This is a genomic window from Proteus cibi, assembly GCF_003144405.1.
GTDB classification, from domain to species: domain Bacteria; phylum Pseudomonadota; class Gammaproteobacteria; order Enterobacterales; family Enterobacteriaceae; genus Proteus; species Proteus cibi.
This window is the reverse complement of sequence record NZ_PENW01000005.1, coordinates 21,859-47,647: the sequence shown is the minus strand read 5'-3', so window position 1 is coordinate 47,647 and position 25,789 is coordinate 21,859. Positions and strand designations below refer to the sequence as shown.

The window sequence follows — 25,789 nt, the reverse complement described above, 5'->3', positions numbered from 1 at the left end:
CATGGAACATTATATAAGCCTGTTTGTTCGTGCTGTTTTTATTGAGAATATGGCGCTCGCATTCTTCTTAGGGATGTGTACATTTCTCGCCGTTTCTAAAAACGTAAAAACAGCTTTTGGATTAGGTATTGCGGTTACCGTTGTTCTAGGTCTTTCTGTACCATTGAATAACTTGGTTTACAACTATGTGTTACGTGATAACGCATTGATGGACGGTGTCGATTTAAGTTTCTTAAACTTTATCACTTTCATTGGTGTGATTGCGGCACTGGTGCAAATCCTAGAAATGATTTTAGACCGTTATTTCCCTGCGCTGTATAACGCACTAGGGATCTTCTTGCCACTTATTACCGTTAACTGCGCCATCTTCGGTGGTGTGTCATTTATGGCACAACGTGACTATAACTTTAGCGAGTCTATTGTTTATGGTTTCGGCTCTGGGATTGGTTGGATGTTAGCCATCGTATTACTGGCTTCTATCCGTGAGAAAATGAAGTACGCGGATGTACCGGCAGGTATGAAAGGGTTAGGCGTTACTTTTGTCACCACAGGGTTGATGGCATTAGGTTTCATGTCCTTCTCTGGTGTTCAGCTATAAAGGGTGAGAAGAACTCATGGATATAATTATTCTAGGTGTCGTGATGTTTACCCTGATTGTATTGGTGTTAACAGCATTGATTTTGTTCGCAAAATCAAAACTGGTCAATACAGGGGATATTTCAGTTGAGGTCAATGGAGACCCAGAAAAAAGTTTTGATGCACCAGCAGGTGATAAATTACTTAACGTATTATCAAACGAAGGTATTTTTATTTCATCCGCTTGTGGTGGCGGTGGCTCTTGTGGTCAGTGTCGCGTTAAAGTGCTGGAAGGTGGCGGTGATATTTTACCGACAGAACTTTCACATATTAACAAACGTGAAGCTAAAGAAGGTTGTCGTTTAGCCTGTCAGGTAAACGTAAAAAACAACCTGAAATTAGAATTACCGGAAGAAATCTTTGGTGTTAAAAAGTGGGAATGTGAAGTTATCTCAAATGATAATAAAGCCACTTTCATTAAAGAATTAGTGTTAAAAATCCCTGAAGGTGAGGTTGTACCTTTCCGTGCTGGTGGATTTATTCAAATCGAATGTCCTCCTCATACGGTACGTTATGAAGATTTTGATGTACCAGAAGAGTATCGTGAAGATTGGGATAAATTTAATTTGTTCCGTTATGTTTCTGACGTTAAAGAAACCACTGTACGTGCTTATTCGATGGCGAATTATCCTGAAGAGCATGGCATCATCATGTTAAACGTGCGTATTGCAACACCGCCACCACGCAATCCTGATGTGCCACCAGGAATTATGTCATCGTATATTTGGTCATTAAAACCAGGTGATAAAGTGACAATTTCAGGGCCATTTGGTGAATTCTTTGCTAAAGAAACCGATGCTGAGATGATCTTTATTGGTGGTGGTGCGGGTATGGCGCCAATGCGCTCACATATCTTTGACCAATTAAAACGCTTACATTCTAAACGCAAAATTAGCTTCTGGTATGGTGCGCGTTCTGTTCGTGAAATGTTTTACACTGAAGATTTCGATATGCTTGCAAAAGAAAACGAAAACTTTACATGGAATGTCGCACTTTCAGATGCATTGCCTGAAGATAATTGGACTGGCTATACTGGATTTATTCACAATGTGTTGTTTGAGAACTACCTCAAAAATCATCCAGCACCAGAAGATTGTGAATTCTATATGTGTGGACCGCCAGTGATGAACGCAGCAGTTATTAAAATGCTCAAAGATTTAGGCGTTGAAGATGAAAACATTATGCTGGATGACTTTGGGGGTTGATCCTAACTTCCGATAAAGCATAAATGAATGAAATGACAAGCGCCCACTTAGGTGGGCGCTCATGATCAGAAGAGAGAGTTATGTTAAAAAGAAAGATGATAAATTGGATAGTGATGCTGTCTGCATTAGTTCTATTATCTGCATGTGGTGAAAAGCAGCAGGTATTAGAAGGTGAAACGATGGGAACTTATTACTCGATTAAATATGTTCCAGACAGTAATTCACCTCCACAAAACGTCTTACAAACAGAGATTGATCGTATTCTTGAAGAAGTGAACGATCAAATGTCAACATATCGCCCTCATTCTGAACTTAGTCGTTTCAATCAAAGCCGTGAAATTAATACCCCATTTCCTGTGTCACCCGCGACAGCTAAAGTCGTAAGTGAAGCCATTCGTATTAATAAAATAACTGATGGTGCTTTAGATGTGACCGTGGGTCCTTTAGTGAATTTATGGGGATTTGGTCCAGAAGGGCGATTTACACATCAACCTTCTGAAGATGAATTAGAAAAACGTAAACAGTGGATTGGAATTGATTATCTTGCTGTTGAAGGTAATACATTAATTAAAAAGATCCCTGAACTTTATGTCGATCTCTCTTCGATTGCTAAAGGCTATGGTGTTGATGCTGTTGCTGAATATTTAATTTCACAAAATATCACTAACTATATGGTTGATATTGGTGGTGAAGTAAGAACACAAGGCGTAAATGGTAATGACAAGCTTTGGCGTATAGCGATTGAAAAACCAGCGAATGACGGCACAAAACAAAGTGTTCAGTTAATTATTGAGCCGGGTGATAGCTCAATAGCCACTTCTGGTGATTATCGTAACTATTTTGAAGAAAATGGTGTTCGTTTTTCTCACACCATTGATCCAACTACAGGTCATCCTATTAAACATAATCTTGTTTCGATCACGGTAATTGTGCCAACTTGCATGAGTGCTGATGGTCTTTCGACAGGATTGAATGTTTTAGGGCCTGAAAAAGGGTTAGCAGTAGCAAATGAGCTAAATATTCCTGTCTTTATGATAGTGAAAACTGAAAATGGGTTTGAAGAGCGTTATAGTAAAGCATTCGCCCCATTCTTGAAAAAGTAGAATTTAAGGAGAGAAGGTTATGTTAAAAATATTTCTATTTGCCTTCATCTTATTCTTGATTGCCTTCTTTGGTATGGCGTTAGGCTATATTGTAAAACGTAAAAGCCTTCAAGGTAGCTGTGGCGGTTTAGGTGCTATGGGCATAGAGAAAGAGTGTGATTGCCCCGAACCTTGTGATGCACGTAAAAAACGTATGGCAAAAGATGCAGCAAGAGAAGAATTGCTTAATAAAAATAGAATTCTTTAAGTAAGCGATAAAAATAAAAAAAGAGTGGTGTATATGTTTACATCACTCTTTTTTATTTCTAAAGAAAGGAAGCTAAAAGCTAGGGTACTTACTCTTTTCTAAATGCTTTTATATTTGCGGGTGAATCGACCATAACTGCATCAGCACCTAATTCTGTGGCTTGAATATAATCTTTCTCTGTATTGATCCCAAACAGAACAATATGAGCATTGCCACCAGCACGAAAACAAGACATAGCATCTTTATCCCAGCTCAGAATAGATGTCGAGCGTGCTTCACCGAGTGTGTATTTCTCAACAACTTCTACTTTGCGGTGAAGCTCAAGCCCATACCAGCGAGTAATATCTAAATTTTCAGGTAGTAGGCAAACATGGCTCATTGTGATATTGGCCAAAATGTCACGAGTGATATCACGGTTTTCAAAACGTTGTACATTAGTCGGTAAGGCATCAAGAAATGCGGTATTGGTAGAATAAACGCGGGTTCTATCCAGAGCGTTATGCTTACTAAGCACAGTAATTAATGCTTCACCTTGGATTACGGGATCAGCATCTGGTGATTTTAAATCAAGATAAAACTGCGTTGTGGGGAATTGAGTTAAGATCTCATCCAATGTCGGAATGGTGACTCCTTTATTTCGATAAGGAAATTGTTGTGCTTCACCAAATTTATAGCCCGCATCCCATTGTTTAAGTTGCTGTGCAGTAAAGTCAGAAATACTACCTTGCCCATTCGTTAAGCTTTTTAAATCACTAGGGCGATAAAGAACAGGAACATTATCTTTCGATAATTGAATGGTGATCCAAATTGCATCAGCTTGATTAGAAAGGGCTGTTTTTATAGCAATTTCAGTATTTTCAGGGGCATCAGCAGTGCCACCACGATGTGCGATAATTTTAGGAGATGCCATAAGAATTACAGAATAAAAAAAGAGAGAAATAGCGATAAATAATTTAATCATGAAAAATTATTTCCTTGTTTTATATATAGTTACAAAACAATATTTAAAATTAATGTAATTAATCAACCAGAAAAAACAATCTATCACCACTTTGTGACAATTCTATAAATAAACAGACTAATTCAGATTTTTATGAGAAATACACCTCAATAGAGGGAGATGAAAAGGAATAAAAATTGTAGTTAATATTTATTTACTGTATATTTAAACAGTAAATAAAGTGAGGTGATTGTATGCGTAAAATTATTCATGTTGATATGGATTGTTTTTATGCTGCGATTGAAATGCGAGATAATCCAGCATTAAAAGAGATCCCAATCGCAGTTGGAGGCAATGCTTCTAGCCGAGGTGTGATCTGCACAGCGAATTATCCAGCCCGTCGTTTTGGTGTCCGTAGTGCTATGTCAACGGCAACGGCGTTGAAGCTATGCCCTCACTTAAAAGTTTTACCCGGCAGAATGGCTCTCTATAAAGAGACATCAGCAAAGATCCGCCAAATTTTTTCTCGTTATACTCACCTTATCGAACCCCTTTCACTTGATGAAGCTTATCTTGATGTCTCTGACAGCAAGCATTGTCACGGTTCTGCAACGTTGATCGCCCAAGAAATTCGCCAACAAATTTTTGATGAGTTAAATCTCACTGCATCCGCAGGCATTGCACCGATTAAATTTCTCGCAAAAATTGCTTCAGATATCAATAAACCAAATGGACAATTTGTTATTACACCAGAGCAAGTCGATGATTTTATTTTAAAATTACCGCTTAATAAAATACCCGGCGTAGGTAAGGTGACATTTGCTCGCTTGCAAGAAATGGGATTAGAAACTTGTGCTGATATTCGTCGTACTGATGTTATTTCTTTGGTAAAAGTCTTTGGAAAATTTGGTCAAAATTTATGGGAACGTAGTCATGGCATTGATGAACGTGAAATTAACCCAGATAGACTTAGAAAATCAGTTGGCGTTGAGCGTACTTTTGCCTCAGATATTAATTCTTGGGATGATTGCTTGGTATTACTTGACGGGTTATATAGCGAATTAGAAAGGCGACTCATAAAAGTGAAACCCGATTTAAGAATAGCAAGGCAAGGCGTTAAACTAAAATTTGATGATTTTCAATTAACGACACAAGAGCATACTCATCCTATTTTAGAAAAAGCCGATTTAATAAATATTGCCTATCAAGCATGGCATGAGCGCCGAAATGGTCGAGGTGTGCGATTAATCGGATTTCATGTCACCTTGCAAGATCCACAAATAGAACGACAACTTCTTTTAGCACTATAAGAATAAAAAACCATAACCGATCAACAGATAGGTTATGGTTAACACAGTTAATGTATATAGTTAATCTATATCGTATTACCAGCGATAATTCATTGTTGCCGTCATTGTTCTACCGATCCCATAAAAACATGCAGTATCACCAGCACAAGATGCAACATAGTGTTTATTCGCAATGTTATTCATATTAAGTTGAATTTCAGCACCTTTTAACGAAGGTGATAGCTCACCTAATGAATAACCAATCATTGCATCGTAAAGTGTAACCGCTGGTACACTGACCGTATTTTTGGTATCGCCTTGAGATACACCCACATATCTCACACCAACGCCTGCTTTAGCTCCATTCAATAGCCCTGATGTTTCATCATATTGCCCCCAAAATGATGCTATATGCTTAGGAACTCTAGGAAGTTCTTTTCCTTGTGTTCCCTCAATAATGGTTTTTCTTACTTCTGTATCGGTATAAGCATAACTGCTAATAAATGAGATATTTTCAGTTAATTGGCTATTAATTTGCGCTTCAATACCACGACTTCTAATTTCACCCACAGGTTCAAAATACGCTTTTTCAGCATTGTAGTTGGTAACGTTGCGTTGTTGTAATTGATAAACAGAGAGTGTTGCCAACGTTTGTTCATTCGGTGTGAGGTATTTAATACCTGCTTCTAATTGACGACCTTCGCTAGGCTCAAAAGGGGCACTTCCTGGTGCTCGGCGAGTTTGTAAATTAGGTTCAAACGAGGTGCTATAACTAATATAAGGAGAAATACCATTATCAAAAGAATATAAAAGCCCTGCGCGACCCGTTAACTTATTATCATCTTGTTGATCATAGCTTTTAGCTAAGAAATCATGAGTCCGAACTTGAGCCCAGTCTTGACGTAAACCTGCAAGTAAGATCCAATTTTTCCAATGGATCTGATCTTGTAGATACACCCCAATTTGATCACGTTTTTGGCGTTGGTCGGTCGCGGGTTTTTGTAGGCTCATATCAATTGGATAGTGATAATTAGGATCACGCCAGTCAAGATCGTACTCAGACCCCATAGCACGAAGTAAATTATCTTGATCTTTACTCCATTGATAATCAATACCTGCAATCATAGTATGATTAAGTTTTGCTGTAGTAAAGTCGGCTTGTAAACGTGTATCTATTCCTAAAGTATCCGTTTCTCTCTGCTCTTGTTGCGCTCGGCGTTCAAGAACGTAAGGATTATCTTTTCTTAAAGATCCAAATACAAGGTATTTATATTTCTGATTAATATGGCTATATCGAGCATTTTGTACAATTTTTAGTGTGTCACTAAATTCGTGTTCGAATTCATAACCTATACCATATTGTTGACGCCATGATTTATGGTAATCGGGATTATTGACATCAAAATTAAAGGGAATAGTACCCGCGGGAGTGCTTTTAACCGTACCATAGGCAGGTAAAAAATTACGATATCCCGCTTCAGGCTCTTGCTGAATAAAGCTTAATAGAGTTAAGCGTGTTTGTTCATTCGGTAAGAAAGTAATAGCCGGAGCAAGTGCAAAACGTTCTTCTTTATAGTTTTTTATCTGTGTGTGTTGTGTTTTTGCAATGCCGTTTAGACGATAAAGCACACGATTATCATCACTTAATGTACCTGAAAAATCAAAAGCGGTTTCTGCTAATTTATCATTGCCTGCACGAACTTGAATGTGACGAATAGGGGATGCGGTTGGTCTTTTACTGGTCATCGCAACAAGTCCACCTGGATTTACTTGACCATAAAGAACAGATGCAGGTCCTCTAACGACTTCAATGCGCTCTAATAACCATGGATCAATTGCGCCAGTTGATGATGAAGCTCCCATTCCATAACTTAGGCCATCAAGAAAACGTGGTGCATAACTGTATCCACGAATGAAAACTTCATCATTACGATTAGAACTTCCACGATATTCTGTGAAAACACCGGGTGTATAACGTAACGCCTGAGAAACTGAACTGACATCTTGAGCATCCATTTGATCACGCGTGATCACGCTAATGGATTGCGGTGTTTTTGCAATTTCAGTCGGCGTTTTATTTGTTGATAATGTTTTTGTTGCTACAAAACCGGAAACGGGTGCTTGAGGATCTTGTGATGGAGATGCTGTAACGATTATCTTTTCAGGTAAATTTTGAGTGACTGCGGCATGGATTTGAACCGAAAGTAAACTTAGAGGTAAGGCGAGAAAGAGGTTAGCAACGCAATTTTTATTAGACACAATAGAACCCTTTGGTTTTTTATTTTTTAACTTTAAATGCGGAAGCCATGAAAATATCACTCTAAAAACATTAATGCTAATGATAATGATTAGCATTCTATAAATTTAATTTATTAGGATTTATTTTTTATTCCATAATGAAATAAGTCATTATGGAGTTAGCTAGATAAGGAATAAATTATGATCTTTAAGGGAAATAGGGTGTGATTAGGAGGGATAAATTATTTTTTGTGATGGCTTCAGCGACAAAAAAACCCGCTATTAAGCGGGTTTCATTATTAACGTTAAAGCGAGATTATTTAGCTGGGATTGCTTTTAAAATCGCGGTTAATAATTGCCAGTATTGACCGACGCTCTTAATGTGAACGCGTTCGTCTGGTGAGTGAGCACCACGGATTGTTGGTCCAATCGAAACCATATCCATATCAGGGTAAGGTTTTTTGAATAGACCACACTCAAGACCAGCGTGGATAACCATGATGTTTGGCACTTTATTAAACAGTTGTTGGTAAGTGTCACGAACTAAATGCATAACAGGAGAGTCTGCATCAGGTTTCCAACCAGGATAACCGCCTTTGGTTTCGATATCCGCTTTCGCCAGTTTTGCTAATGCGGTTAGCATACTAACAACATAGGTTTTACCGCTATCAATCAGTGAGCGAATTAAGCACAGGATCTCTACTTTATCGTCAACAATGCTAACAACACCGACGTTTAATGATGTTTCAACAACACCTTCAACATCGTCACTCATACGTATAACGCCATTTGGCATTGCATTAAGTAGGTTGATTAAGCGTTCTTGGCAATCGGCTGTGAACACTTTTTTATCTGTTGTTGTATCAAAGAGTTCAACTTTCAGATTTTTTTCAACAATCGCTAATTCTGTTTTTAACAGCGCTTCAAATTTCGCTTTTACTGCATCTAATTGGCTTGCTTTATCCGCAGGGATCGCAAAAACAATGTTTGCTTCACGAGGAATCGCATTACGCAGTGTACCACCGTGGAAATCAATTAATTTCAGTGATAATTCTTCGGCATGACCCGCTAAGAAACGCGCTAATAATTTATTGGCGTTACCTAAACCCAAATGGATATCACCACCAGAGTGACCACCATTTAATCCTTTTAGAACCAGTTGTTTAATAACGTGCCCTGCTGGGATTGCATCGTAAGAAAGGCTTACTGTGGTTTTAACATCAATACCACCCGCACAACCCATGTAGATTTCACCTTCTTCTTCAGAGTCTGTGTTGATAAGAATATCAGCTTGTAACCAACCTGGTTGTAAACCAAATGCACCGTCCATGCCTGTTTCTTCAGTCATAGTTAGCAGCACTTCTAATGGACCATGTTTAACTGAGTCATCAGCTAAAACAGCTAATGCAGATGCCATACCAACGCCATTATCAGCACCTAATGTGGTGCCTTTCGCTTTGATCCACTCGCCGTCAATGTAAGGTTGAATTGGATCTTTAGTGAAGTCGTGAACTGTGTCGTTGTTTTTTTGTGGCACCATATCTAAGTGTGCTTGTAAAACAACGGCTTTACGATCTTCCATGCCTTTGGTTGCGGGTTTACGAATTAAAATATTGCCAACGGCATCGCGCTGTGCAAAAAGACCTTTTTCACTTGCCCAAGAAAGAATATGGGAAGCTAAGGCTTCTTCATGATGTGATGGATGTGGAATCGAACAAATTTTTGCAAAAATATCCCATAGTGGTTGTGGGGATAGAGTAGATAGTTCAGACACGATGGATCTCCTCTAACAGCATCTGTGTTATTGATAGCCTACCGCTTTTTTAAGGGTTAGCTTTATTATTCTGAGCGTTATACGCCAATATAGTTGAGAATATCACTTTCTTCTGATGAATGCGTCATTCTATTCACATCTCTATCTAAGAAATTAGATATCTATTTTGTATTCATTTTTATATGGTTCGTTTTTTAATCAGAAAAAGACATTACCGAAAAAAATAAGGATAATCTCACCTGTTTTCACGTTTTCTCTGGTTTTTAGGCGCTCAAATCACTATAATCTCGCGCAACCTTTTTTTCCGCAAAAAAGCTTCTCTCGAAATTCAAGTAGCTAGGATCACAATATTATGAGCGAAAAATATGTTGTAACGTGGGATATGTTGCAAATACATGCCCGTCAATTGGCGCAACGTTTATTACCAGTCGAACAGTGGACAGGCATTATTGCTGTTAGCCGTGGGGGATTAGTCCCTGCTGCATTACTTGCTCGTGAATTAGGTATCCGTCATGTGGATACAGTCTGCATTTCTAGCTATGACCACGATCATCAGCGTGACCTCAAAATCTTAAAAAAAGCAGAAGGTGATGGTGAAGGCTTTATCGTTGTTGACGATTTAGTTGATACTGGTGGTACTGCTAAAGTTATCCGTGACATGTACCCTAAAGCGCATTTCGTCACTATCTTTGCAAAACCAGAAGGGCGTCCTTTAGTGGATGATTTTGTGGTTGATATTCCGCAGAATACATGGATTGAACAGCCTTGGGATATGGGAGTTGCCTTTATTCCACCTGTTTGCGATCAAAAATAAGTTGATCGCATTCGCTTTGCTGTTTTAATTGAGATCCTCGCTTAGGCGGGGATTTTTTGCTTTTAAGCTTTTTTCTCTTCCTCTTTATAATGTCTTCGTGCGATTGCTTGTCGTGATACGCATTGTTCCAGTCGATTTCATGCTATGATAAAACCAGACTTTTAAGCCCTTTTATACGATATCCACTGATTTGAAGAGTGATATGTCAAACAATACGAATCTTTCTGAAACTTTATTTAAGCCACGAGCAAAACACGCTGAAACTTCAACGTTAATTCAGTATACCCACCCAAAATCGAATATTAATACCTATAGCGTACTTAATGGTGCGAGCCAGCAAAATTGGTATCGGACTATTCAACGTTTACTTTGGATTTGGCGTGGAATTTCGCCTATTGAAATTGAAGAGGTGCTAAGTCGAATTGCAGTACAGGATGCCCCTCGTAGTGACGATAAATTTATTGATACCGTTGTTGGGTATCGTAAAGGGGGGTGGTCGTTTGAGTGGTCACATCAAGCGATGATCTGGCAGCAAAAAGCATTACGTGAAGAGTCTGGTGATGCCGCAGCAGATTGTTGGTTACAAGCCGCACACCTTTATAGCATTGCTGCGTATCCCTTTATTAATGGTGATTTCTTAGCAGATCAAGCCGTTATTTTATCGATGAAAGCTTTTGAGAATGCGACGAAATTTTCCTCTTTTGAAGTGAAAAAGCTGACCTTTAAATTAGAGGGAAAAGGGACAACAACCGGTTTTCTGCATTTACCGAAAGATTGTAGAGGCCCTTATCCTACCGTGTTATTTTGTGGCGGATTAGATGGCTTACAAAGCGATTATGTCAGCTTCTTCCGTCATTACCTTTCTCCTAAAGGTATTGCAATGTTAACACTGGATATGCCCGCAATTGGTTACTCAGTAAAACAAAAACTAACGGAAGATACATGCCAATTGCAAGGTGAAGTTCTAAAACAACTTTCGGAAGTACCTTGGATTGATCATACTCGTGTTGGTGTGATGGGCTTTCGCTTTGGCGGTAATATTGCTGTGCGTTTAGCTTATATCTACCCAAAATTGATTAAAGGTGTTGTTGCCCTAGGTCCTTTGATCCACACTTTCTTTACGCAAGCTGAATTGCAGAAAAAAATCCCTGTGATGTATCTTGATGTGTTGGCTAGTCGCTTAGGGTTATGGAATATTGATGAAAATAATCTTCGGTTATCGTTGAGTAGTTATTCCCTGAAAAACCAAGGCTTGATTGGGCGACGAATGCCTGTTCCTATGATGGGCGTTTATTGGAAAGGGGACGAAATGAGTCCTAAAGAGGATTCGCAATTAATTGCACGCTCCTCTATGGATGGTGATATTCTTGCTATTAATGACAAACCGCTTTACGAAGGTTTAGAGTTGGCGTTACAAAAAAGCGCAGATTGGATCTATGATAAATTAATATAATTAATTTTGAACAATAACTTGCTAATTATATTAGATTATATAACAGTAGAGTTTCTAAGGAGACTGAATTTATGACTTCATCTTTGAACCCTACCCGAGGTAAGTTATTAAAGCGTTTTGCTCAAATCGGTCCATATATTCGAGAGCAACAATGCCAAGAGAGCCAGTTCTTTTTTGACTGTTTAGCTGTTTGTGTAAATAAAAAAGTCGCGCCGGAAAAACGAGAGTTTTGGGGCTGGTGGATGGAATTAGAACGTAATAATCAACAGCTCATTTATCATTATCAAATTGGGCTATTCGATAAAAATGGTGATTGGCTTCATCAGAACATAAGTAAGAATGATGTTGTTGAGTCAATCAATGAAACACTTATTCGTTTTCATGAATTTCTTCAACTTGCAGTGAGTGAATTAGAGATGACACTCATTCCAGATGAAAAAATGAACAAATTTCCGCTTCCCATTCAGCCCTAATTTTGTGTTAGGGCAACTTTTCATAGATTTTGCGTTATGTCAGTTGGCATAACGCTTCTCTCCTGATAAAACTGTGTATTATCTTTTTAAATAATCAACAAGAATGGTAAATGTTATGAGTAGCAGCCAAACGCTGGTTGTTAAATTAGGGACGAGTGTCCTTACTGGAGGTTCACGACGTCTGGATCAGTCTCATATTGTTGAGCTGGTTCGCCAATGTGCCAAACAACACGAAAAAGGGCATCGAATTATTATTGTCACTTCAGGTGCAATTGCAGCAGGGCGTGAGTATTTGAATTATCCTGATTTGCCCGCAACGATTGCTTCAAAACAGTTGCTTGCAGCGGTGGGGCAAAGTGCCTTAATTCAAGTATGGAAACAGTTATTTGCCATCTATGGTATTCATATTGGTCAAATGCTATTAACGCGTGCTGATATTGAAGATAGAGAACGTTTCCTAAATGCGCGTGATACATTACATGCACTGTTAGATAACCATATTATCCCCGTTATCAATGAAAATGACGCTGTTGCTACCGCGGAAATTAAAGTGGGTGATAACGATAACTTATCAGCATTAGCGGCTATTTTAGGGGGTGCAGATAAACTGTTATTACTGACGGATATTGAAGGGCTCTATACAGCGGACCCCCGCAGTAATCCAGATGCTAAATTGATCCCTGAAGTTTTTGATATCAATGATGAGCTACGTCAAATGGCTGGTGATAGCGTATCGGGTTTAGGCACAGGCGGTATGGCAACAAAACTGCAAGCAGCAACTGTTGCAGGGCGTGCAGGTATTGATGTTGTCATCGCTGCTGGTGTACAACCTGAAGTTATTGCTAAAGTTATTAATGATGAACCTGTTGGAACACTATTCCATGGTTTACAAAGTCCTTTAGAAGCGCGTAAACGGTGGATTTTTGGTGCACCGATTGCTGGTGTGATTGTGGTTGATGAAGGGGCTGAAAACGCAATTAAAGAAAAAGGTAGCTCCCTTTTACCAAAAGGCATCAAAGAAATTAAAGGCGATTTCTCTCGTGGATGTGTTATCCGCATTCAAAGTTTGCAAGGTAAAGATCTCGCTCATGGTGTTGCACACTATAATAGTGATGCACTGCGTCTAATTGCAGGACATCATTCACAAGAAATTAGTCAAATTTTAGGTTACGAGTATGGCAGTGTTGCCGTGCATCGTGATGATATGATTGTTAGCTAAGGAGCCTTCTGATGTTAGAACAAATGGGTAAATCTGCAAGAGAGGCATCTTGGCATTTAGCTCAACTATCAACAGAGCAAAAAAATCAGGCATTATTAGTCATGGCTGATTTATTAGAACAACAAGAAGCTTCAATTCTTGCCGCGAATGAAAAAGATATGCAAGCAGCTCGCGAAAGTAACATTAATGCCGCTATGCTTGATCGTTTATTACTTAATTCTGCACGTTTAAAAGCCATTGCCGATGATGTACGACAAGTGTGCCGCTTAGAAGATCCTGTGGGGCAAGTTATTGATGGTCGTATGTTAGATAGCGGTTTACGTTTAGAGCGTCGCCGTGTGCCTTTAGGGGTTGTGGGCGTTATTTATGAAGCACGCCCTAATGTTACAATAGATGTCGCTTCTTTATGTTTAAAAACAGGTAATGCGGCTATTCTTCGTGGTGGAAAAGAAACCCATCATACTAACCAAGCGGTTGTTGCTGTTATTCAACAAGCATTAGAAAAATGTGGTATTCCTGCTGGTGCGATCCAGGCGATTGATAAACCCGATCGTGAGTTAGTCGCTAAAATGCTAAAAATGGATGAGTATATTGATATGCTTATTCCGCGAGGTGGCGCAGGACTGCATAAACTTTGCCGTGAACAATCAACAATTCCAGTGATTACTGGTGGTATCGGTGTTTGTCATACTTTTGTGGATGAAAGTGCAGATTTAGAAAAAGCATTAACGGTTATCGTAAATGCAAAAGTACAACGTCCAAGTGCATGTAATTCACTAGAAACATTATTGGTCCATGAAAAAATTGCTGAGGTTTTTTTACCGCAATTAAGTGATGCGATGGCAGCGCAAAATGTCACGTTACATGCTAGCGAAAAAGCATTAGCTGGATTGAAAAAAGGCAGTGCCAAAATAGTTGAAGTGAAAGATGCAGATTACTGTGATGAGTGGTTATCATTGGATCTGAATGTTGAGGTTGTTAGTGATTTAACGATGGCGATCCAACATATTCGTCATTATGGTACAGCACACTCTGACGCTATTTTAACGCAATCTATCGCTAATGCTGATCGCTTTGTTCGCCAAGTTGATTCTGCTGCCGTGTATGTTAATGCAAGTACACGTTTTACTGATGGTGGACAATTCGGTTTAGGTGCCGAGGTTGCTGTGAGTACACAGAAATTACATGCTAGAGGACCAATGGGATTAGATGCCTTAACGACCTATAAATGGATTGGTTACGGCGACAATACAATTCGTCGCTAATTGTTAAGATGACTAAATAAGCCACACTTTAGAAAAGTGTGGCTTTATTTTTTTGTTACATCAGGTATGATATTTCATACTTTACAGTATGTAAATTTTTTATTACACCCCTAAGAGGGAACACACTATGGAGATAGTGCATTTTATGGATAGTACAATTTACCTTATCGGACCTAGAGGTGCAGGAAAAACAACAGTAGGTAAGGCACTTTCCCTCACTTTAAATTATAGATTTATTGATACTGATGATTGGATAACTCAAAAATATCAACAGACTATATCTTTAATGGTGCAAGATAAAGGTTGGGATTTTTTTCGTCAAATTGAATCAGAAGCACTAATCCAAGTTAGTCAACCTAATCAAGTTATCTCAACGGGTGGCGGTATGATTTTAGCAGAAAAAAATCGTGCTTATATGAAATCTTCAGGTGTTATTATTTATTTACAGGCATCTCTTGAAACTTTAGTTGAGCGTTTGTCTCAAGATCCAAATGAAGCACAAAGACCAAGTTTGACGGGGAAAACGTTAGTTTCAGAAATGAATGATGTTTTGGCTAAACGTGAACCTTTATATTTGCAATGTGCTGATATCATCGTCGATGCGGGATTATCTATAAATGAGATAATTGAGGTAATTCTCGCAAAACTCATGAAATAATTAAGAAGTCGTCTGATATAAAGGATAAAACAGGGAACATCTATTTTATTTTCATCACATCCTATTTATAGTAAGGCTAATTATAGCAAAATGAGATATGGATATGATGTTGATAGCGTTTTTTAAAACACTATTTAAATTCTTATTTAGAATAAGAATTGAAGGACTTGTTAATCAGTTTTCACAATATGAAAAATGTATAATTACACCGAATCACACTTCTTTTATTGACGGTATATTATTACGTTTATTCCTGCCTATTAATCCTGTGTTTGCTGTCTATACCTCTGTTGCTTCTGCAAAAACGACAAGATGGTTAGGTCGTTATGCCGATATCGTACCTTTAGATCCCGCTAATCCAATGGCTGTGCGTCAATTAGTTAAAGAAGTGGATAAAGGTCGTCCTGTTGTGATTTTCCCAGAAGGAAGGATCACAGTAACAAATGGTTTGATGAAAATTTATGAAGGTGCCGCTTTTATTGCCGCAAAATCAGGCGCTAAAGTTGTTCCTGTTAGAATTGAAGGGGCTGAATTTAGTTATTTTTCACGAGTCCGTAAAAGCTTACGAATCAAGTCTCAATTCTTCCCTAAAATCACTATCAAGGTGCTTCCTGCTGTTAATTTACCGATGCCAAAAGCTGAAAAATCTTCTGAGCGTCGCCGATTAGCAGGTGAAGCGATGCGTGACATCATGATGGACGCCATCATGCAAACACGACCCAATATCACGCTGTATGAAGCATTTTTACAGGCAATGTCTCAATATGGTCGATTCAGCCCACTAATTTCTGATATCAATTTAAAAGAAGATTCTTATCAAGGGCTACTGAAAAAAACATTAGGGATCAGTCGCTTGATTGAGCGATATACTGAACCTAAAGAGCGTATAGGTTTACTGCTTCCAAATACAACAGTGACAGCGGCTGCACTATTAGGCGCAACAATGCGTCAACGTGTTGTTGCAATGCTTAACTACACGGCAGGTAGTTTAGGTGTACAAAATGCGATGAAAGCCGCATCAATCAAAACCATCTTTACATCACGCCAGTTTTTAGAAAAAGGGAATTTATTACATATTCCTGAGCAAACTCCTGAAGCTAATTGGATTTATCTTGAGGATCTGAAAGAGACTATCACCCGCGAAGATAAACGCTGGATCATCAAACATCTTATTACGCCTCAAAAAGCGATGTTACCGCAAGATGCGCATGATGCAGCCGTGATCCTATTTACATCAGGCTCTGAAGGGACACCTAAAGGTGTTGTTCACAGTCATTCAAGCTTATTAGCTAACGTTGATCAAATTCGCGCTATTGCTGACTTTTCACCCAAAGACAAATTTATGTCAGCATTGCCGTTATTCCATGCATTTGGTTTAACCGCTTGCTTGCTAACGCCAATTTGCTTGGGCGCACGCGTTTTTCTTTATCCAAGTCCGTTACACTATCGAGTCGTACCTGAATTAGTCTATGACCAAAACTGCACGGTGTTATTTGGTACATCAACCTTTTTAGGAAATTACGGAAAATTTGCCCATCCTTATGATTTTGCTCGAGTGAGATATGTGGTTGCTGGGGCTGAAAAGCTTTCTGAATCAACTCGTATGTTATGGCAAGAGAAATTTGGTATTCGTATTTTAGAAGGTTATGGCGTAACAGAATGTGCACCGGTTGTATCCATTAATGTCCCTATGAGTGCCAAAGCGCATACAGTAGGGCGTTTATTACCTGGTATGGAAGGGCGTTTAATTCCAATGAGTGGTATTACCGATGGCGGTAGACTGCAACTACGTGGCCCTAACGTTATGATGGGATATTTGCGTGTAGAATCCCCTGAAAAATTGGAAGTACCTGTCGCAACCAATGCTGAAGGTATCGATGAAGAAGGTTGGTACGACACGGGTGATATTGTTGCCATTGATAGCGAAGGTTTTTGTACTATTAAAGGGCGTGTTAAACGCTTTGCAAAAATTGCAGGTGAAATGGTTTCTCTTGAAGGTGTTGAGCAACTTGCGCGTAAAGCATCTAAAGGTGAGCACACTGTTGTGACAATAAGTGATAAACGCAGAGGCGAATCATTAGTCCTCTTCACAACCGATAAGCAATTAGATCGTAGCACGTTGTCTGCATTAGCAAAATCGGAAGGTGTTGCTGAAATTGCTGTACCAAAGGATATTCGTTTTATCAAAGAAATTCCTGTTTTAGGAAGTGGAAAAACGGATTTTGTTTCATTGAAGAAACTTGCTGAACAGGAAAATAACTAATGTCAGAGAATATTAGCCAGCCTCCTTTAATGAGTAGAGGAATGAAAGCAGTATTGATATCACAATTTCTTTCTGCTTTTGCCGATAACGCCTTACTATTTGCCATTCTTGCGCAGTTTAAATCATCACTGTATCCAGAGTGGAGTCAACCTGTTTTACAAATGGTCTTTGTGCTGGCTTTTATTCTTTTAGCCCCTTTTGTAGGGCAGTTTGCTGATCGTAATCCTAAAGGTAGGGTCATGCTCAGTGGCAACCTTTTAAAATTTGTTGGTGCATTTCTTATCTGTGTCGGCTCAGATCCCTTCCTTGGTTATGCCCTAGTCGGGATTGGTGCGGCTGTTTATTCTCCTGCTAAATATGGCATCTTAGGTGAATTAACAGATGGTGAACGTTTAGTTAAAGCGAATGGCTTAATGGAAGCTTCTACCATTGCGGCTATTTTACTGGGATCAGTCATTGGTGGTTTACTTTCAGATTGGAGCATTGTTTTTGCATTAGGTGTTTGTGCAGTCATGTATGCTTTCGCTGTATTTGTTAACTTGGGTATCCCTAAATTATCCGCTGCTCAAATTGGTCGAGGCTGGAACATTAAAAAAATGTTCACACAGTTTCTTGAGGCTACACGTACTTTATGGGCTGATAAAGAAAGTCGCTTTTCTTTAGTGGGAACCAGCATGTTTTGGGGCGCAGGAGTCACGTTGCGCTTTTTGCTTGTTCAGTGGGTACCTATTGCGCTAGGCATGACTGATAATACGACACCCACTGTATTAAATGCGATGGTTGCTATTGGTATTGTTGTTGGTGCGGGATTAGCTGCCAAATTTGTAACACTGAAAACAGTACGCCGCTGTATGCCTGCCGGTATTTTAATTGGTCTTGGTGTTGTTTACTTCTCATTGCAAACCTCAATTATTCCATCCTACCTAATTCTTATCATCATCGGCGTTTTTGGTGGTTTCTTTGTCGTGCCATTGAATGCGCTATTACAAGACAAAGGAAAGCATAGTGTAGGTGCGGGTAATGCTATCGCCGTACAAAATCTAGGTGAAAACACAGCAATGTTATTAATGCTTGGATTATTCTCACTGGTTACGAGCATTGGTGTGTCTGTCGTTGCTATCGGAATTGGTTTTGGCGCTATCTTCGCCCTCGCAATTGGTGGCCTATGGTTATGGGATTGCACCAGAAAGAAATCTTAAACAGTGAGATTTAGAATAGAGGTTAGATGAACCTTAATGATAAATTACGATGAAATGACCCGCCTAAGTATTCAGGTGGGTAAAGCGTTACTTGAAAAAAAGAGTACGATAACAACGGCTGAATCTTGCACTGGCGGATGGATTGCGAAAGTTATCACTGATATTGCAGGAAGTTCTGAATATTATCATCGTGGCTTTGTAACCTATAGCAATGAAGCAAAGCATGAAATGATAGGTGTGGATGAACAAACTTTGCTTAAATACGGCGCAGTAAGTAAGGAAGTTGTTCTTCAAATGGCTAACGGAGCGCTGATAACCGCTAATGCAGATTTTGCCGTGTCAGTTAGCGGTATTGCAGGACCCGGTGGTGGTAGTGAAGAAAAACCCGTTGGTTTAGTTTGGTTTGGCTTTGCGATGAAAACACCAACAGGCATTAAAACGACGGCAAAACACTGTATATTCAGTGGTTCACGAGAGCACGTAAGAGCTGAATCTGTTATTTTTTCTTTAAAATCAATTCTTAAAGAAATTATTAATAATTAACTTGATGCTGTATGATTATACAGTATAATGAATTTCAACAAGCAAAATCATATACGTTTTAATGGTAGTGACCCATATTTATGCTTCACTGCCCAGAGGGAGATAACATGGCTATTGATGAAAACAAACAAAAAGCATTGGCCGCAGCACTTGGTCAAATTGAAAAGCAATTTGGTAAAGGGTCTATCATGCGTCTGGGCGAAGATCGTTCCATGAACGTTGAAACCATCTCTACGGGTTCTTTATCATTAGACGTTGCTTTAGGTGCTGGTGGTTTACCTCGCGGTCGTATTGTTGAAATCTATGGCCCAGAATCTTCAGGTAAAACAACATTAACACTACAAGTTATTGCGGCTGCTCAACGTGAAGGCAAAATTTGTGCGTTCATCGATGCAGAGCACGCTTTAGATCCTATCTATGCTAAAAAACTAGGCGTAGATATTGATAACCTGTTGTGTTCTCAGCCTGACACAGGTGAACAAGCCTTAGAAATTTGCGATGCATTATCTCGTTCTGGTGCTGTTGATGTTATTGTTGTCGACTCTGTTGCTGCCTTAACGCCAAAAGCAGAAATTGAAGGTGAAATCGGTGATTCGCATGTTGGTTTAGCTGCCCGTATGATGAGCCAAGCTATGCGTAAATTAGCGGGTAACCTGAAAAACTCCAACACATTGCTTATTTTCATCAACCAAATTCGTATGAAAATCGGTGTTATGTTTGGTAATCCAGAAACCACAACTGGTGGTAATGCACTTAAATTCTACGCATCAGTTCGCTTAGATATTCGTCGCATTGGTTCTGTTAAAAATGGTGATGAAGTTGTTGGTAGTGAAACACGCGTTAAAGTGGTGAAAAACAAAATTGCAGCACCCTTTAAACAAGCTGAATTCCAAATTATGTATGGCGAAGGTATCAATACCTTTGGCGAATTGATTGATTTAGGTGTTAAACATAAATTGGTAGAGAAAGCTGGCGCATGGTACAGCTACAATGGTGAGAAAATTGGTCAAGGTAAAGCCAATGCAACAACTTACCTAAAAGAACACCCTGAAATGTATGATGAGTTAAACACTAAATTACGTGAAATGTTATTAAATCATGCAGGCGAATTTACTAGTGCAGCTGATTTTACTAACAATAGCGATGATGCTACAGATATTGAAGAAACAGAATAATAATTTTCTACCTATATCTAAATTGCTAAGTTGATTGTGTATTAAAACATATTACAGTTACCGTAGCTGTAAGCTACTCGTCAATTAATGTGATTTAACTCACTTAAAAAAGGAAGCTCTAAAACGGCTTCCTTTTTGCTATATGTCCTATTTTTTATTCAAAAGAGGATTAAAATTAGTCTTATTTTGTTTACTTGCTACGAAAAATAGCCTTTAAAACTACTTTATTTAATATAACGATATTTTTTACTAATCTATTTTTTATAGTTGTATGAAATTTTATATAGTGAAATTTTGGTGATATATCTTTGTTAATAAATAATGCAAATAAGAATCATTACTATGATCTGGTTAAACCAGATTATAAATAATTGACAAATAAAGATAAATATCTTCAATATATTTGGATCTAAATTAAATAGTATTTAAAGGTTTGTCGAGATATAAGATGAACTTTATACTGATAAGCGCTTTTATTTTAGTAAGTTATCGTGCTCTTAATATCTTGTTTAAGTAATCATGCTTATGTGTTTATAACTAGTTACTATGATAAAAAGCGATTATTCAGAGAAAAGAAACGTATAAAGAGTAATCTTATAAAGAATCATTAATAACAAATACTTTTTAATAATTACAAAATGAAAATACTTTGCGTTGATAACATTTCCCAAGATAATTGCTCTTAAATAGAGAAAAGTCCCATTCTCAGATAACAATCCCACTTTCAGAAAAAAACTAGACGATTTACAATGTCAACACGAATAAGTTTATCGGGGGTTTTACTTCTGACAGAAGAAATTCTATCTTATCCCTACTTATGTATTCGTTGGCTAAGTAGAGGTAACAGTAAACCTCCTCTAACTAGATTTCTAATTTCTGTTTTTCCAGCTTGATTTCGGGATAATTATGAGCAAAAGCACCGCTGAGATCCGTCAGGCGTTTCTCGACTTTTTTCATACTAAAGGACATCAAATAGTACCTAGCAGTTCTTTGGTTCCAAATAACGATCCAACATTGCTGTTTACAAACGCAGGGATGAACCAATTCAAAGATGTATTTCTTGGATTGGATAATAGACCTTATTCCCGAGCGACAACCGCGCAACGCTGTGTGCGCGCTGGTGGTAAACATAACGATTTAGAAAATGTGGGTTATACTGCTCGTCACCATACCTTTTTTGAAATGCTAGGTAATTTCAGTTTTGGTGACTATTTCAAACATGATGCAATCAATTTTGCTTGGGAATTATTAACAAGCAAAGAGTGGTTCAACTTACCTAAAGAAAGACTTTGGGTAACGGTATATGCCACAGATGATGAAGCTTATGACATTTGGAATAAAGAAATTGGTATTCCAGCAGAAAGAATAATCCGTATTGGTGATAACAAAGGTGCACCATTTGCATCAGATAACTTCTGGCAAATGGGTGATACAGGCCCTTGTGGACCTTGTACTGAAATCTTTTATGATCATGGTGACCATATTTGGGGGGGACCTCCAGGATCACCAGAAGAAGACGGCGATCGCTATATTGAGATCTGGAACATCGTCTTCATGCAATTTAACCGTAAGTCAGACGGTACAATGGACCCATTACCAAAACCTTCTGTTGATACTGGTATGGGATTAGAGCGTATTACCGCTGTTTTACAGCATGTAAACTCTAACTATGATATTGATTTATTCCGTTCATTAATTGAATCAGTCGCGAAAGTAACTCATGCTTCTGATTTAAGTAATAAATCATTACGTGTTATTGCCGACCATATTCGTTCCTGTTCATTCCTTATTTGCGACGGTGTTATTCCTTCTAATGAAGGTCGTGGCTACGTGTTACGTCGTATTATTCGTCGTGCAGTACGTCATGGTTATATGCTTGGCGCAAAAGATACCTTCTTCTATAAGCTAGTTGCTCCATTAATTGAAGTTATGGCAGAAGCAGGTGAAGAATTAAAACGTCAACAAGCTATCGTTGAAAAAGTATTGAAAACAGAAGAAGAGCAGTTTGCTCGTACATTAGAACGTGGTCTTCAACTATTAGATGAAGAGCTTGCACAATTAACAGATGACGTTCTTCCTGGTGAAACGGCTTTCCGTCTTTATGATACTTATGGTTTCCCTCTCGATTTAACGGCGGATGTTTGCCGTGAAAGAAATATCAAAGTTGATGAAAAAGGCTTTGAAGTCGCGATGGAAGAGCAACGTAAACGTGCTCGTGAATCCAGCGGTTTCGGTACTGACTATAATAGTCTAATCAAAGTGGATAGTCGCAGTGAGTTTTCCGGTTATGAGCATGATGAACAGCAGGGCACCATTACTGCTATTTTCCATAACGGACAATCAGTCACTGAATTAAAAGCGGGCGAAGAAGGTATTATCTTCTTAAATAAAACCGCATTTTATGCAGAGTCTGGCGGTCAAGTTGGTGATAAAGGTGTTCTAACGGGTAAAGATAGCTTGTTCGAAGTCACAGATACGCAAAAATACGGTAAAGCTATTGGTCATATTGGTAAAGTTAACGTAGGGTCATTTATTGTTAACCATAAAATCAATGCCACAATTGATATTACTCGTCGTGATGCTATTCGTTTAAATCACTCTGCGACGCACTTATTACATGCAGCATTGCGCCAAGTTTTGGGTACGCATGTGACTCAAAAAGGTTCTTTAGTTAACGATAAATATCTGCGTTTTGACTTTTCTCATTTTGAAGCCGTTAAACCAGAACAATTACGAGAAATTGAAGATATTGTAAATGCGCAAATTCGTCTGAACTCACCGGTTGTCACTGAGTTAATGGATCTTGAAGATGCGAAAGAAAAAGGTGCGATGGCACTCTTTGGTGAAAAGTACGACGAACGCGTTCGTGTTTTAACTATGGGTGACTTCTCTACTGAGCTTTGCGGTGGTACTCACGCTTCTAGAACGGGGGATATTGGTTTATTCCGCATTGTCAGTGAATCAGGTACAGCAGCCGGTATTCGTCGTATTGAGGCGATTACGGGGGTTGCTGCAATTGAGAGCATTCATGAGCAATCAGATCTTATTTCTCTTGTTGCACAGGTTCTAAAAAGTGATGGTACAAACTTGGTCGAAAGAATCAAAACTGTCCAAGAAAAACATCGTTTATTAGAAAAAGAACTCCAACAACTAAAAGATCAGCAAGCTGCCCAAGAGAGTTCCTCTTTAGGTGGCCAAGCTAAAAACGTGAAAGGTATCAAACTTTTAGTTCGTGAGCTTAATGGTGTTGAGCCAAAAATGTTAAGAACAATGGTTGATGATTTAAAAAATCAATTAGGTTCTGCAATTATTGTGCTTTCTACTATTTCTGATGGTAAAGTGAGCTTAATTGTTGGGGTCACTAAAGATTTAACTGCTAAAGTTAAAGCGGGTGAGCTAATTAGTTTTGTAGCACAGCAAATTGGCGGTAAAGGTGGCGGTCGCCCTGATATGGCTCAAGCTGGTGGTACTGATGTTGAAGCCTTACCAGCAGCTTTGGCAAGTGTTGACGAGTGGGTTGAATCGCATCTGTAAGCGATAGCAACCTGAAAAAAGGCGCTATCCCTGTTTATATAGGGATAACGCCTTATAGAGATATTGATAATCCGTTAAATAATCAATCACTAAATTTATATTTTGTTATGAAGTATAAGTGACTTGTGATAAATAATGATTATACGAATTGACAATGTATGATGGATAATGGCCGGGAAATTCTAGAGACCCGACTCTTGTAAATTTTCAAGGAGCAAAGAATGCTTATTCTAACTCGTCGAGTTGGTGAAACGCTTATGATAGGCGATGATGTGACCGTAACCGTTTTAGGGGTTAAAGGTAATCAGGTACGGATTGGCGTAAATGCACCCAAAGAAGTATCAGTCCATCGTGAAGAGATCTATCAACGAATTCAGGCCGAGAAAACTCAGCCTACTGATAACTACTAAATCAGATCCCATTTTTAGTTAGTTACAATTCATTCGTAAGCGTCCACACTTTTGCCGGGTTTGGGCGCTTTTCTCTTTATAAGACTTTTGATTCCCTTCTTTGTTCCTATCTTTGCTCTCCTTGAGCTGTATTTATTATTGCACTATCCGTTTATTCTGATTGACAGAATTGAAAGTCTTTTTACCTCTAATCATTCGCTTCACAATTATTTGATGTGTGAATTAATTTATTTACTAAGAGAATAAAATACTTGAATGATTTTTCATCAGCGATATCATTGTGTTTAGAACTTTTTTAGCCAATCTTGATGATAAACGCATCAGTTTGTTTGTGAAGTGTTCAAACAAACGTATATTCGTAAAAAGTTGAGAAAAATTGTTTGACTTCTTAGGCTGAGAAAGTAATATGTGCGCCACACAGAGACGAGATGTTCAGTAAGAACTTCTTCGAGTGGTTCTAAATATGGTGAGATGGCCGAGAGGCTGAAGGCGCTCCCCTGCTAAGGGAGTATGCGGTCAAAAGCTGCATCGAGGGTTCGAATCCCTCTCTCACCGCCATTTAGATTTGCATCCTTAGCTCAGCTGGATAGAGTACTCGGCTACGAACCGAGCGGTCGGAGGTTCGAATCCTCCAGGATGCACCATATTCCAACCCCATGATTAATGTATGGGGTTTTTATTTTGGTGCAAATGGTGAATAATTTGCATTAAAAGCGTAAAGTATTAAAACGGCGCATCCTTAGCTCAGCTGGATAGAGTACTCGGCTACGAACCGAGCGGTCGGAGGTTCGAATCCTCCAGGATGCACCATCTCATTACTCAGATTGCCAATTGCAATATGAGTGGCTAGAAAGATAACTACGATGCATCCTTAGCTCAGCTGGATAGAGTACTCGGCTACGAACCGAGCGGTCGGAGGTTCGAATCCTCCAGGATGCACCATCTTTTATTAGATATCTTAGTTTGAGTATTTCTAGCAAAATGTCAGACCTGCATCCTTAGCTCAGCTGGATAGAGTACTCGGCTACGAACCGAGCGGTCGGAGGTTCGAATCCTCCAGGATGCACCATCTTTTATTAGATATCTTAGTTTGAGTATTTCTAGCAAAATGTCAGACCTGCATCCTTAGCTCAGCTGGATAGAGTACTCGGCTACGAACCGAGCGGTCGGAGGTTCGAATCCTCCAGGATGCACCATATTAAAAGCCTCGCTAATAGCGGGGCTTTTTGCTTTCTACTATTCTATAATTTCTCATAATATAACGCTTCTGTTTAGCATCAACTAACAATGCTAACATCATCTAATCAGCGACAATTTCGTGACTTTGCGATAAAGTAACTCCCATCTATTT

General features: G+C 38.8%; 20 protein-coding genes and 6 tRNA genes. 23 read left to right on the top strand and 3 right to left on the bottom strand.

Annotation, left to right across the window (positions count from 1 at the left end; translation table 11 throughout):
* Nucleotide 1: 1 nt before the first annotated feature.
* The 4 genes from nqrE to nqrM all read left to right on the top strand — a co-directional run bounded on the left by nqrE (nt 2) and on the right by nqrM (nt 3,191).
* Nucleotides 2-598, top strand: a complete 597-nt coding sequence (nqrE, locus tag DK865_RS01050; protein WP_023581001.1) for an NADH:ubiquinone reductase (Na(+)-transporting) subunit E — start codon at nt 2-4, stop codon at nt 596-598.
* Nucleotides 599-614: 16 nt separating this feature from the next.
* The gene (nqrF, locus tag DK865_RS01045) at nt 615-1,841 is read left to right on the top strand and encodes an NADH:ubiquinone reductase (Na(+)-transporting) subunit F (protein ID WP_023581000.1); all 1,227 of its coding nucleotides are present in this window, start codon (nt 615-617) and stop codon (nt 1,839-1,841) included.
* Between the two features lie 80 nt (nt 1,842-1,921).
* Nucleotides 1,922-2,944 carry an FAD:protein FMN transferase gene (locus DK865_RS01040; protein WP_023580999.1) on the top strand — a complete coding sequence of 341 codons (1,023 nt, stop codon included), beginning with the start codon at nt 1,922-1,924 and terminating at the stop codon, nt 2,942-2,944.
* 19 nt (nt 2,945-2,963) lie between these two features.
* Nucleotides 2,964-3,191 (top strand): (Na+)-NQR maturation NqrM, encoded by a 228-nt coding sequence (nqrM, locus tag DK865_RS01035; protein WP_023580998.1) that lies wholly within the window; start codon nt 2,964-2,966, stop codon nt 3,189-3,191.
* 88 nt (nt 3,192-3,279) lie between these two features.
* On the opposite strand, the gene DK865_RS01030 is transcribed toward nqrM, so the two are convergent.
* On the bottom strand, nt 3,280-4,152 hold the full coding sequence (locus DK865_RS01030; protein ID WP_109390938.1) for a glycerophosphodiester phosphodiesterase family protein: 873 nt from the start codon (nt 4,150-4,152) through the stop codon (nt 3,280-3,282).
* 233 nt (nt 4,153-4,385) lie between these two features.
* On the opposite strand from DK865_RS01030, the gene dinB reads away from it, so the two are divergent.
* Complete coding sequence (gene dinB / locus DK865_RS01025; RefSeq protein ID WP_023580996.1) at nt 4,386-5,441, top strand: DNA polymerase IV; 1,056 nt, start codon at nt 4,386-4,388, stop codon at nt 5,439-5,441.
* 75 nt (nt 5,442-5,516) lie between these two features.
* Here the strand turns inward: dinB and DK865_RS01020 are convergent, their stop codons facing one another.
* Nucleotides 5,517-7,679: a TonB-dependent siderophore receptor gene (locus DK865_RS01020; RefSeq protein WP_109391023.1), complete on the bottom strand. Its 2,163-nt coding sequence runs from the start codon at nt 7,677-7,679 to the stop codon at nt 5,517-5,519.
* A gap of 295 nt (nt 7,680-7,974) precedes the next feature.
* On the bottom strand, nt 7,975-9,432 hold the full coding sequence (gene pepD / locus DK865_RS01015; RefSeq protein ID WP_036911883.1) for a beta-Ala-His dipeptidase: 1,458 nt from the start codon (nt 9,430-9,432) through the stop codon (nt 7,975-7,977).
* Nucleotides 9,433-9,784: 352 nt separating this feature from the next.
* Here pepD and gpt point away from each other — a divergent pair, with 352 nt between their 5' ends.
* The 18 genes from gpt to DK865_RS00925 all read left to right on the top strand — a co-directional run bounded on the left by gpt (nt 9,785) and on the right by DK865_RS00925 (nt 25,634).
* Nucleotides 9,785-10,246, top strand: a complete 462-nt coding sequence (gene gpt, locus DK865_RS01010) for a xanthine phosphoribosyltransferase (protein WP_023580994.1) — start codon at nt 9,785-9,787, stop codon at nt 10,244-10,246.
* Nucleotides 10,247-10,448: 202 nt separating this feature from the next.
* Complete coding sequence (gene frsA, locus DK865_RS01005; protein WP_109390937.1) at nt 10,449-11,699, top strand: esterase FrsA; 1,251 nt, start codon at nt 10,449-10,451, stop codon at nt 11,697-11,699.
* Nucleotides 11,700-11,770: 71 nt separating this feature from the next.
* The gene (gene crl / locus DK865_RS01000) at nt 11,771-12,172 is read left to right on the top strand and encodes a sigma factor-binding protein Crl (RefSeq protein WP_023580992.1); all 402 of its coding nucleotides are present in this window, start codon (nt 11,771-11,773) and stop codon (nt 12,170-12,172) included.
* 115 nt (nt 12,173-12,287) lie between these two features.
* Nucleotides 12,288-13,391, top strand: coding sequence for a glutamate 5-kinase (gene proB, locus DK865_RS00995; protein WP_036911879.1), 1,104 nt, complete (start codon nt 12,288-12,290; stop codon nt 13,389-13,391).
* Nucleotides 13,392-13,402: 11 nt separating this feature from the next.
* Complete coding sequence (locus DK865_RS00990) at nt 13,403-14,656, top strand: glutamate-5-semialdehyde dehydrogenase (RefSeq protein ID WP_109390936.1); 1,254 nt, start codon at nt 13,403-13,405, stop codon at nt 14,654-14,656.
* Nucleotides 14,657-14,801: 145 nt separating this feature from the next.
* Nucleotides 14,802-15,314 carry a shikimate kinase AroL gene (gene aroL, locus DK865_RS00985; protein WP_109390935.1) on the top strand — a complete coding sequence of 171 codons (513 nt, stop codon included), beginning with the start codon at nt 14,802-14,804 and terminating at the stop codon, nt 15,312-15,314.
* 103 nt (nt 15,315-15,417) lie between these two features.
* On the top strand, nt 15,418-17,577 hold the full coding sequence (aas, locus tag DK865_RS00980) for a bifunctional acyl-ACP--phospholipid O-acyltransferase/long-chain-fatty-acid--ACP ligase (protein WP_109390934.1): 2,160 nt from the start codon (nt 15,418-15,420) through the stop codon (nt 17,575-17,577).
* Nucleotides 17,577-18,776 (top strand): lysophospholipid transporter LplT, encoded by a 1,200-nt coding sequence (gene lplT, locus DK865_RS00975; protein ID WP_023580987.1) that lies wholly within the window; start codon nt 17,577-17,579, stop codon nt 18,774-18,776. The genes aas and lplT overlap by 1 nt, the downstream gene beginning before the upstream one ends.
* Nucleotides 18,777-18,812: 36 nt before the next feature.
* Nucleotides 18,813-19,319: a nicotinamide-nucleotide amidase gene (pncC, locus tag DK865_RS00970; protein ID WP_023580986.1), complete on the top strand. Its 507-nt coding sequence runs from the start codon at nt 18,813-18,815 to the stop codon at nt 19,317-19,319.
* Between the two features lie 107 nt (nt 19,320-19,426).
* Complete coding sequence (gene recA, locus DK865_RS00965; protein WP_036911871.1) at nt 19,427-20,494, top strand: recombinase RecA; 1,068 nt, start codon at nt 19,427-19,429, stop codon at nt 20,492-20,494.
* Nucleotides 20,495-21,400: 906 nt separating this feature from the next.
* Nucleotides 21,401-24,028 carry an alanine--tRNA ligase gene (alaS, locus tag DK865_RS00960; protein WP_023580984.1) on the top strand — a complete coding sequence of 876 codons (2,628 nt, stop codon included), beginning with the start codon at nt 21,401-21,403 and terminating at the stop codon, nt 24,026-24,028.
* Between the two features lie 221 nt (nt 24,029-24,249).
* Entirely contained in the window at nt 24,250-24,438 is a 189-nt protein-coding gene (gene csrA / locus DK865_RS00955; RefSeq protein WP_004244778.1) for a carbon storage regulator CsrA, read from the top strand.
* Between the two features lie 465 nt (nt 24,439-24,903).
* A tRNA-Ser gene (locus tag DK865_RS00950) sits at nt 24,904-24,996 on the top strand.
* A gap of 9 nt (nt 24,997-25,005) precedes the next feature.
* Nucleotides 25,006-25,082 (top strand) — tRNA-Arg (locus tag DK865_RS00945).
* Between the two features lie 89 nt (nt 25,083-25,171).
* Nucleotides 25,172-25,248 (top strand) — tRNA-Arg (locus DK865_RS00940).
* A gap of 55 nt (nt 25,249-25,303) precedes the next feature.
* A tRNA-Arg gene (locus tag DK865_RS00935) sits at nt 25,304-25,380 on the top strand.
* Nucleotides 25,381-25,430: 50 nt separating this feature from the next.
* A tRNA-Arg gene (locus DK865_RS00930) sits at nt 25,431-25,507 on the top strand.
* Between the two features lie 50 nt (nt 25,508-25,557).
* Nucleotides 25,558-25,634 (top strand) — tRNA-Arg (locus DK865_RS00925).
* Nucleotides 25,635-25,789: the final 155 nt, after the last annotated feature.

Bases quoted from the DNA above. Each gene is read 5' to 3' on its own strand.
- nqrE (WP_023581001.1), top strand. From the start codon at position 2: ATGGAACATTATATAAGCCTGTTTGTTCGTGCTGTTTTTATTGAGAAT.
- nqrF (WP_023581000.1), top strand. From the start codon at position 615: ATGGATATAATTATTCTAGGTGTCGTGATGTTTACCCTGATTGTATTG.
- DK865_RS01040 (WP_023580999.1), top strand. From the start codon at position 1,922: ATGTTAAAAAGAAAGATGATAAATTGGATAGTGATGCTGTCTGCATTA.
- nqrM (WP_023580998.1), top strand. From the start codon at position 2,964: ATGTTAAAAATATTTCTATTTGCCTTCATCTTATTCTTGATTGCCTTC.
- DK865_RS01030 (WP_109390938.1), bottom strand. From the start codon at position 4,152: ATGATTAAATTATTTATCGCTATTTCTCTCTTTTTTTATTCTGTAATT.
- dinB (WP_023580996.1), top strand. From the start codon at position 4,386: ATGCGTAAAATTATTCATGTTGATATGGATTGTTTTTATGCTGCGATT.
- gpt (WP_023580994.1), top strand. From the start codon at position 9,785: ATGAGCGAAAAATATGTTGTAACGTGGGATATGTTGCAAATACATGCC.
- frsA (WP_109390937.1), top strand. From the start codon at position 10,449: ATGTCAAACAATACGAATCTTTCTGAAACTTTATTTAAGCCACGAGCA.
- crl (WP_023580992.1), top strand. From the start codon at position 11,771: ATGACTTCATCTTTGAACCCTACCCGAGGTAAGTTATTAAAGCGTTTT.
- proB (WP_036911879.1), top strand. From the start codon at position 12,288: ATGAGTAGCAGCCAAACGCTGGTTGTTAAATTAGGGACGAGTGTCCTT.
- DK865_RS00990 (WP_109390936.1), top strand. From the start codon at position 13,403: ATGTTAGAACAAATGGGTAAATCTGCAAGAGAGGCATCTTGGCATTTA.
- aroL (WP_109390935.1), top strand. From the start codon at position 14,802: ATGGATAGTACAATTTACCTTATCGGACCTAGAGGTGCAGGAAAAACA.
- aas (WP_109390934.1), top strand. From the start codon at position 15,418: ATGATGTTGATAGCGTTTTTTAAAACACTATTTAAATTCTTATTTAGA.
- lplT (WP_023580987.1), top strand. From the start codon at position 17,577: ATGTCAGAGAATATTAGCCAGCCTCCTTTAATGAGTAGAGGAATGAAA.
- pncC (WP_023580986.1), top strand. From the start codon at position 18,813: ATGATAAATTACGATGAAATGACCCGCCTAAGTATTCAGGTGGGTAAA.
- recA (WP_036911871.1), top strand. From the start codon at position 19,427: ATGGCTATTGATGAAAACAAACAAAAAGCATTGGCCGCAGCACTTGGT.
- alaS (WP_023580984.1), top strand. From the start codon at position 21,401: ATGAGCAAAAGCACCGCTGAGATCCGTCAGGCGTTTCTCGACTTTTTT.
- csrA (WP_004244778.1), top strand. From the start codon at position 24,250: ATGCTTATTCTAACTCGTCGAGTTGGTGAAACGCTTATGATAGGCGAT.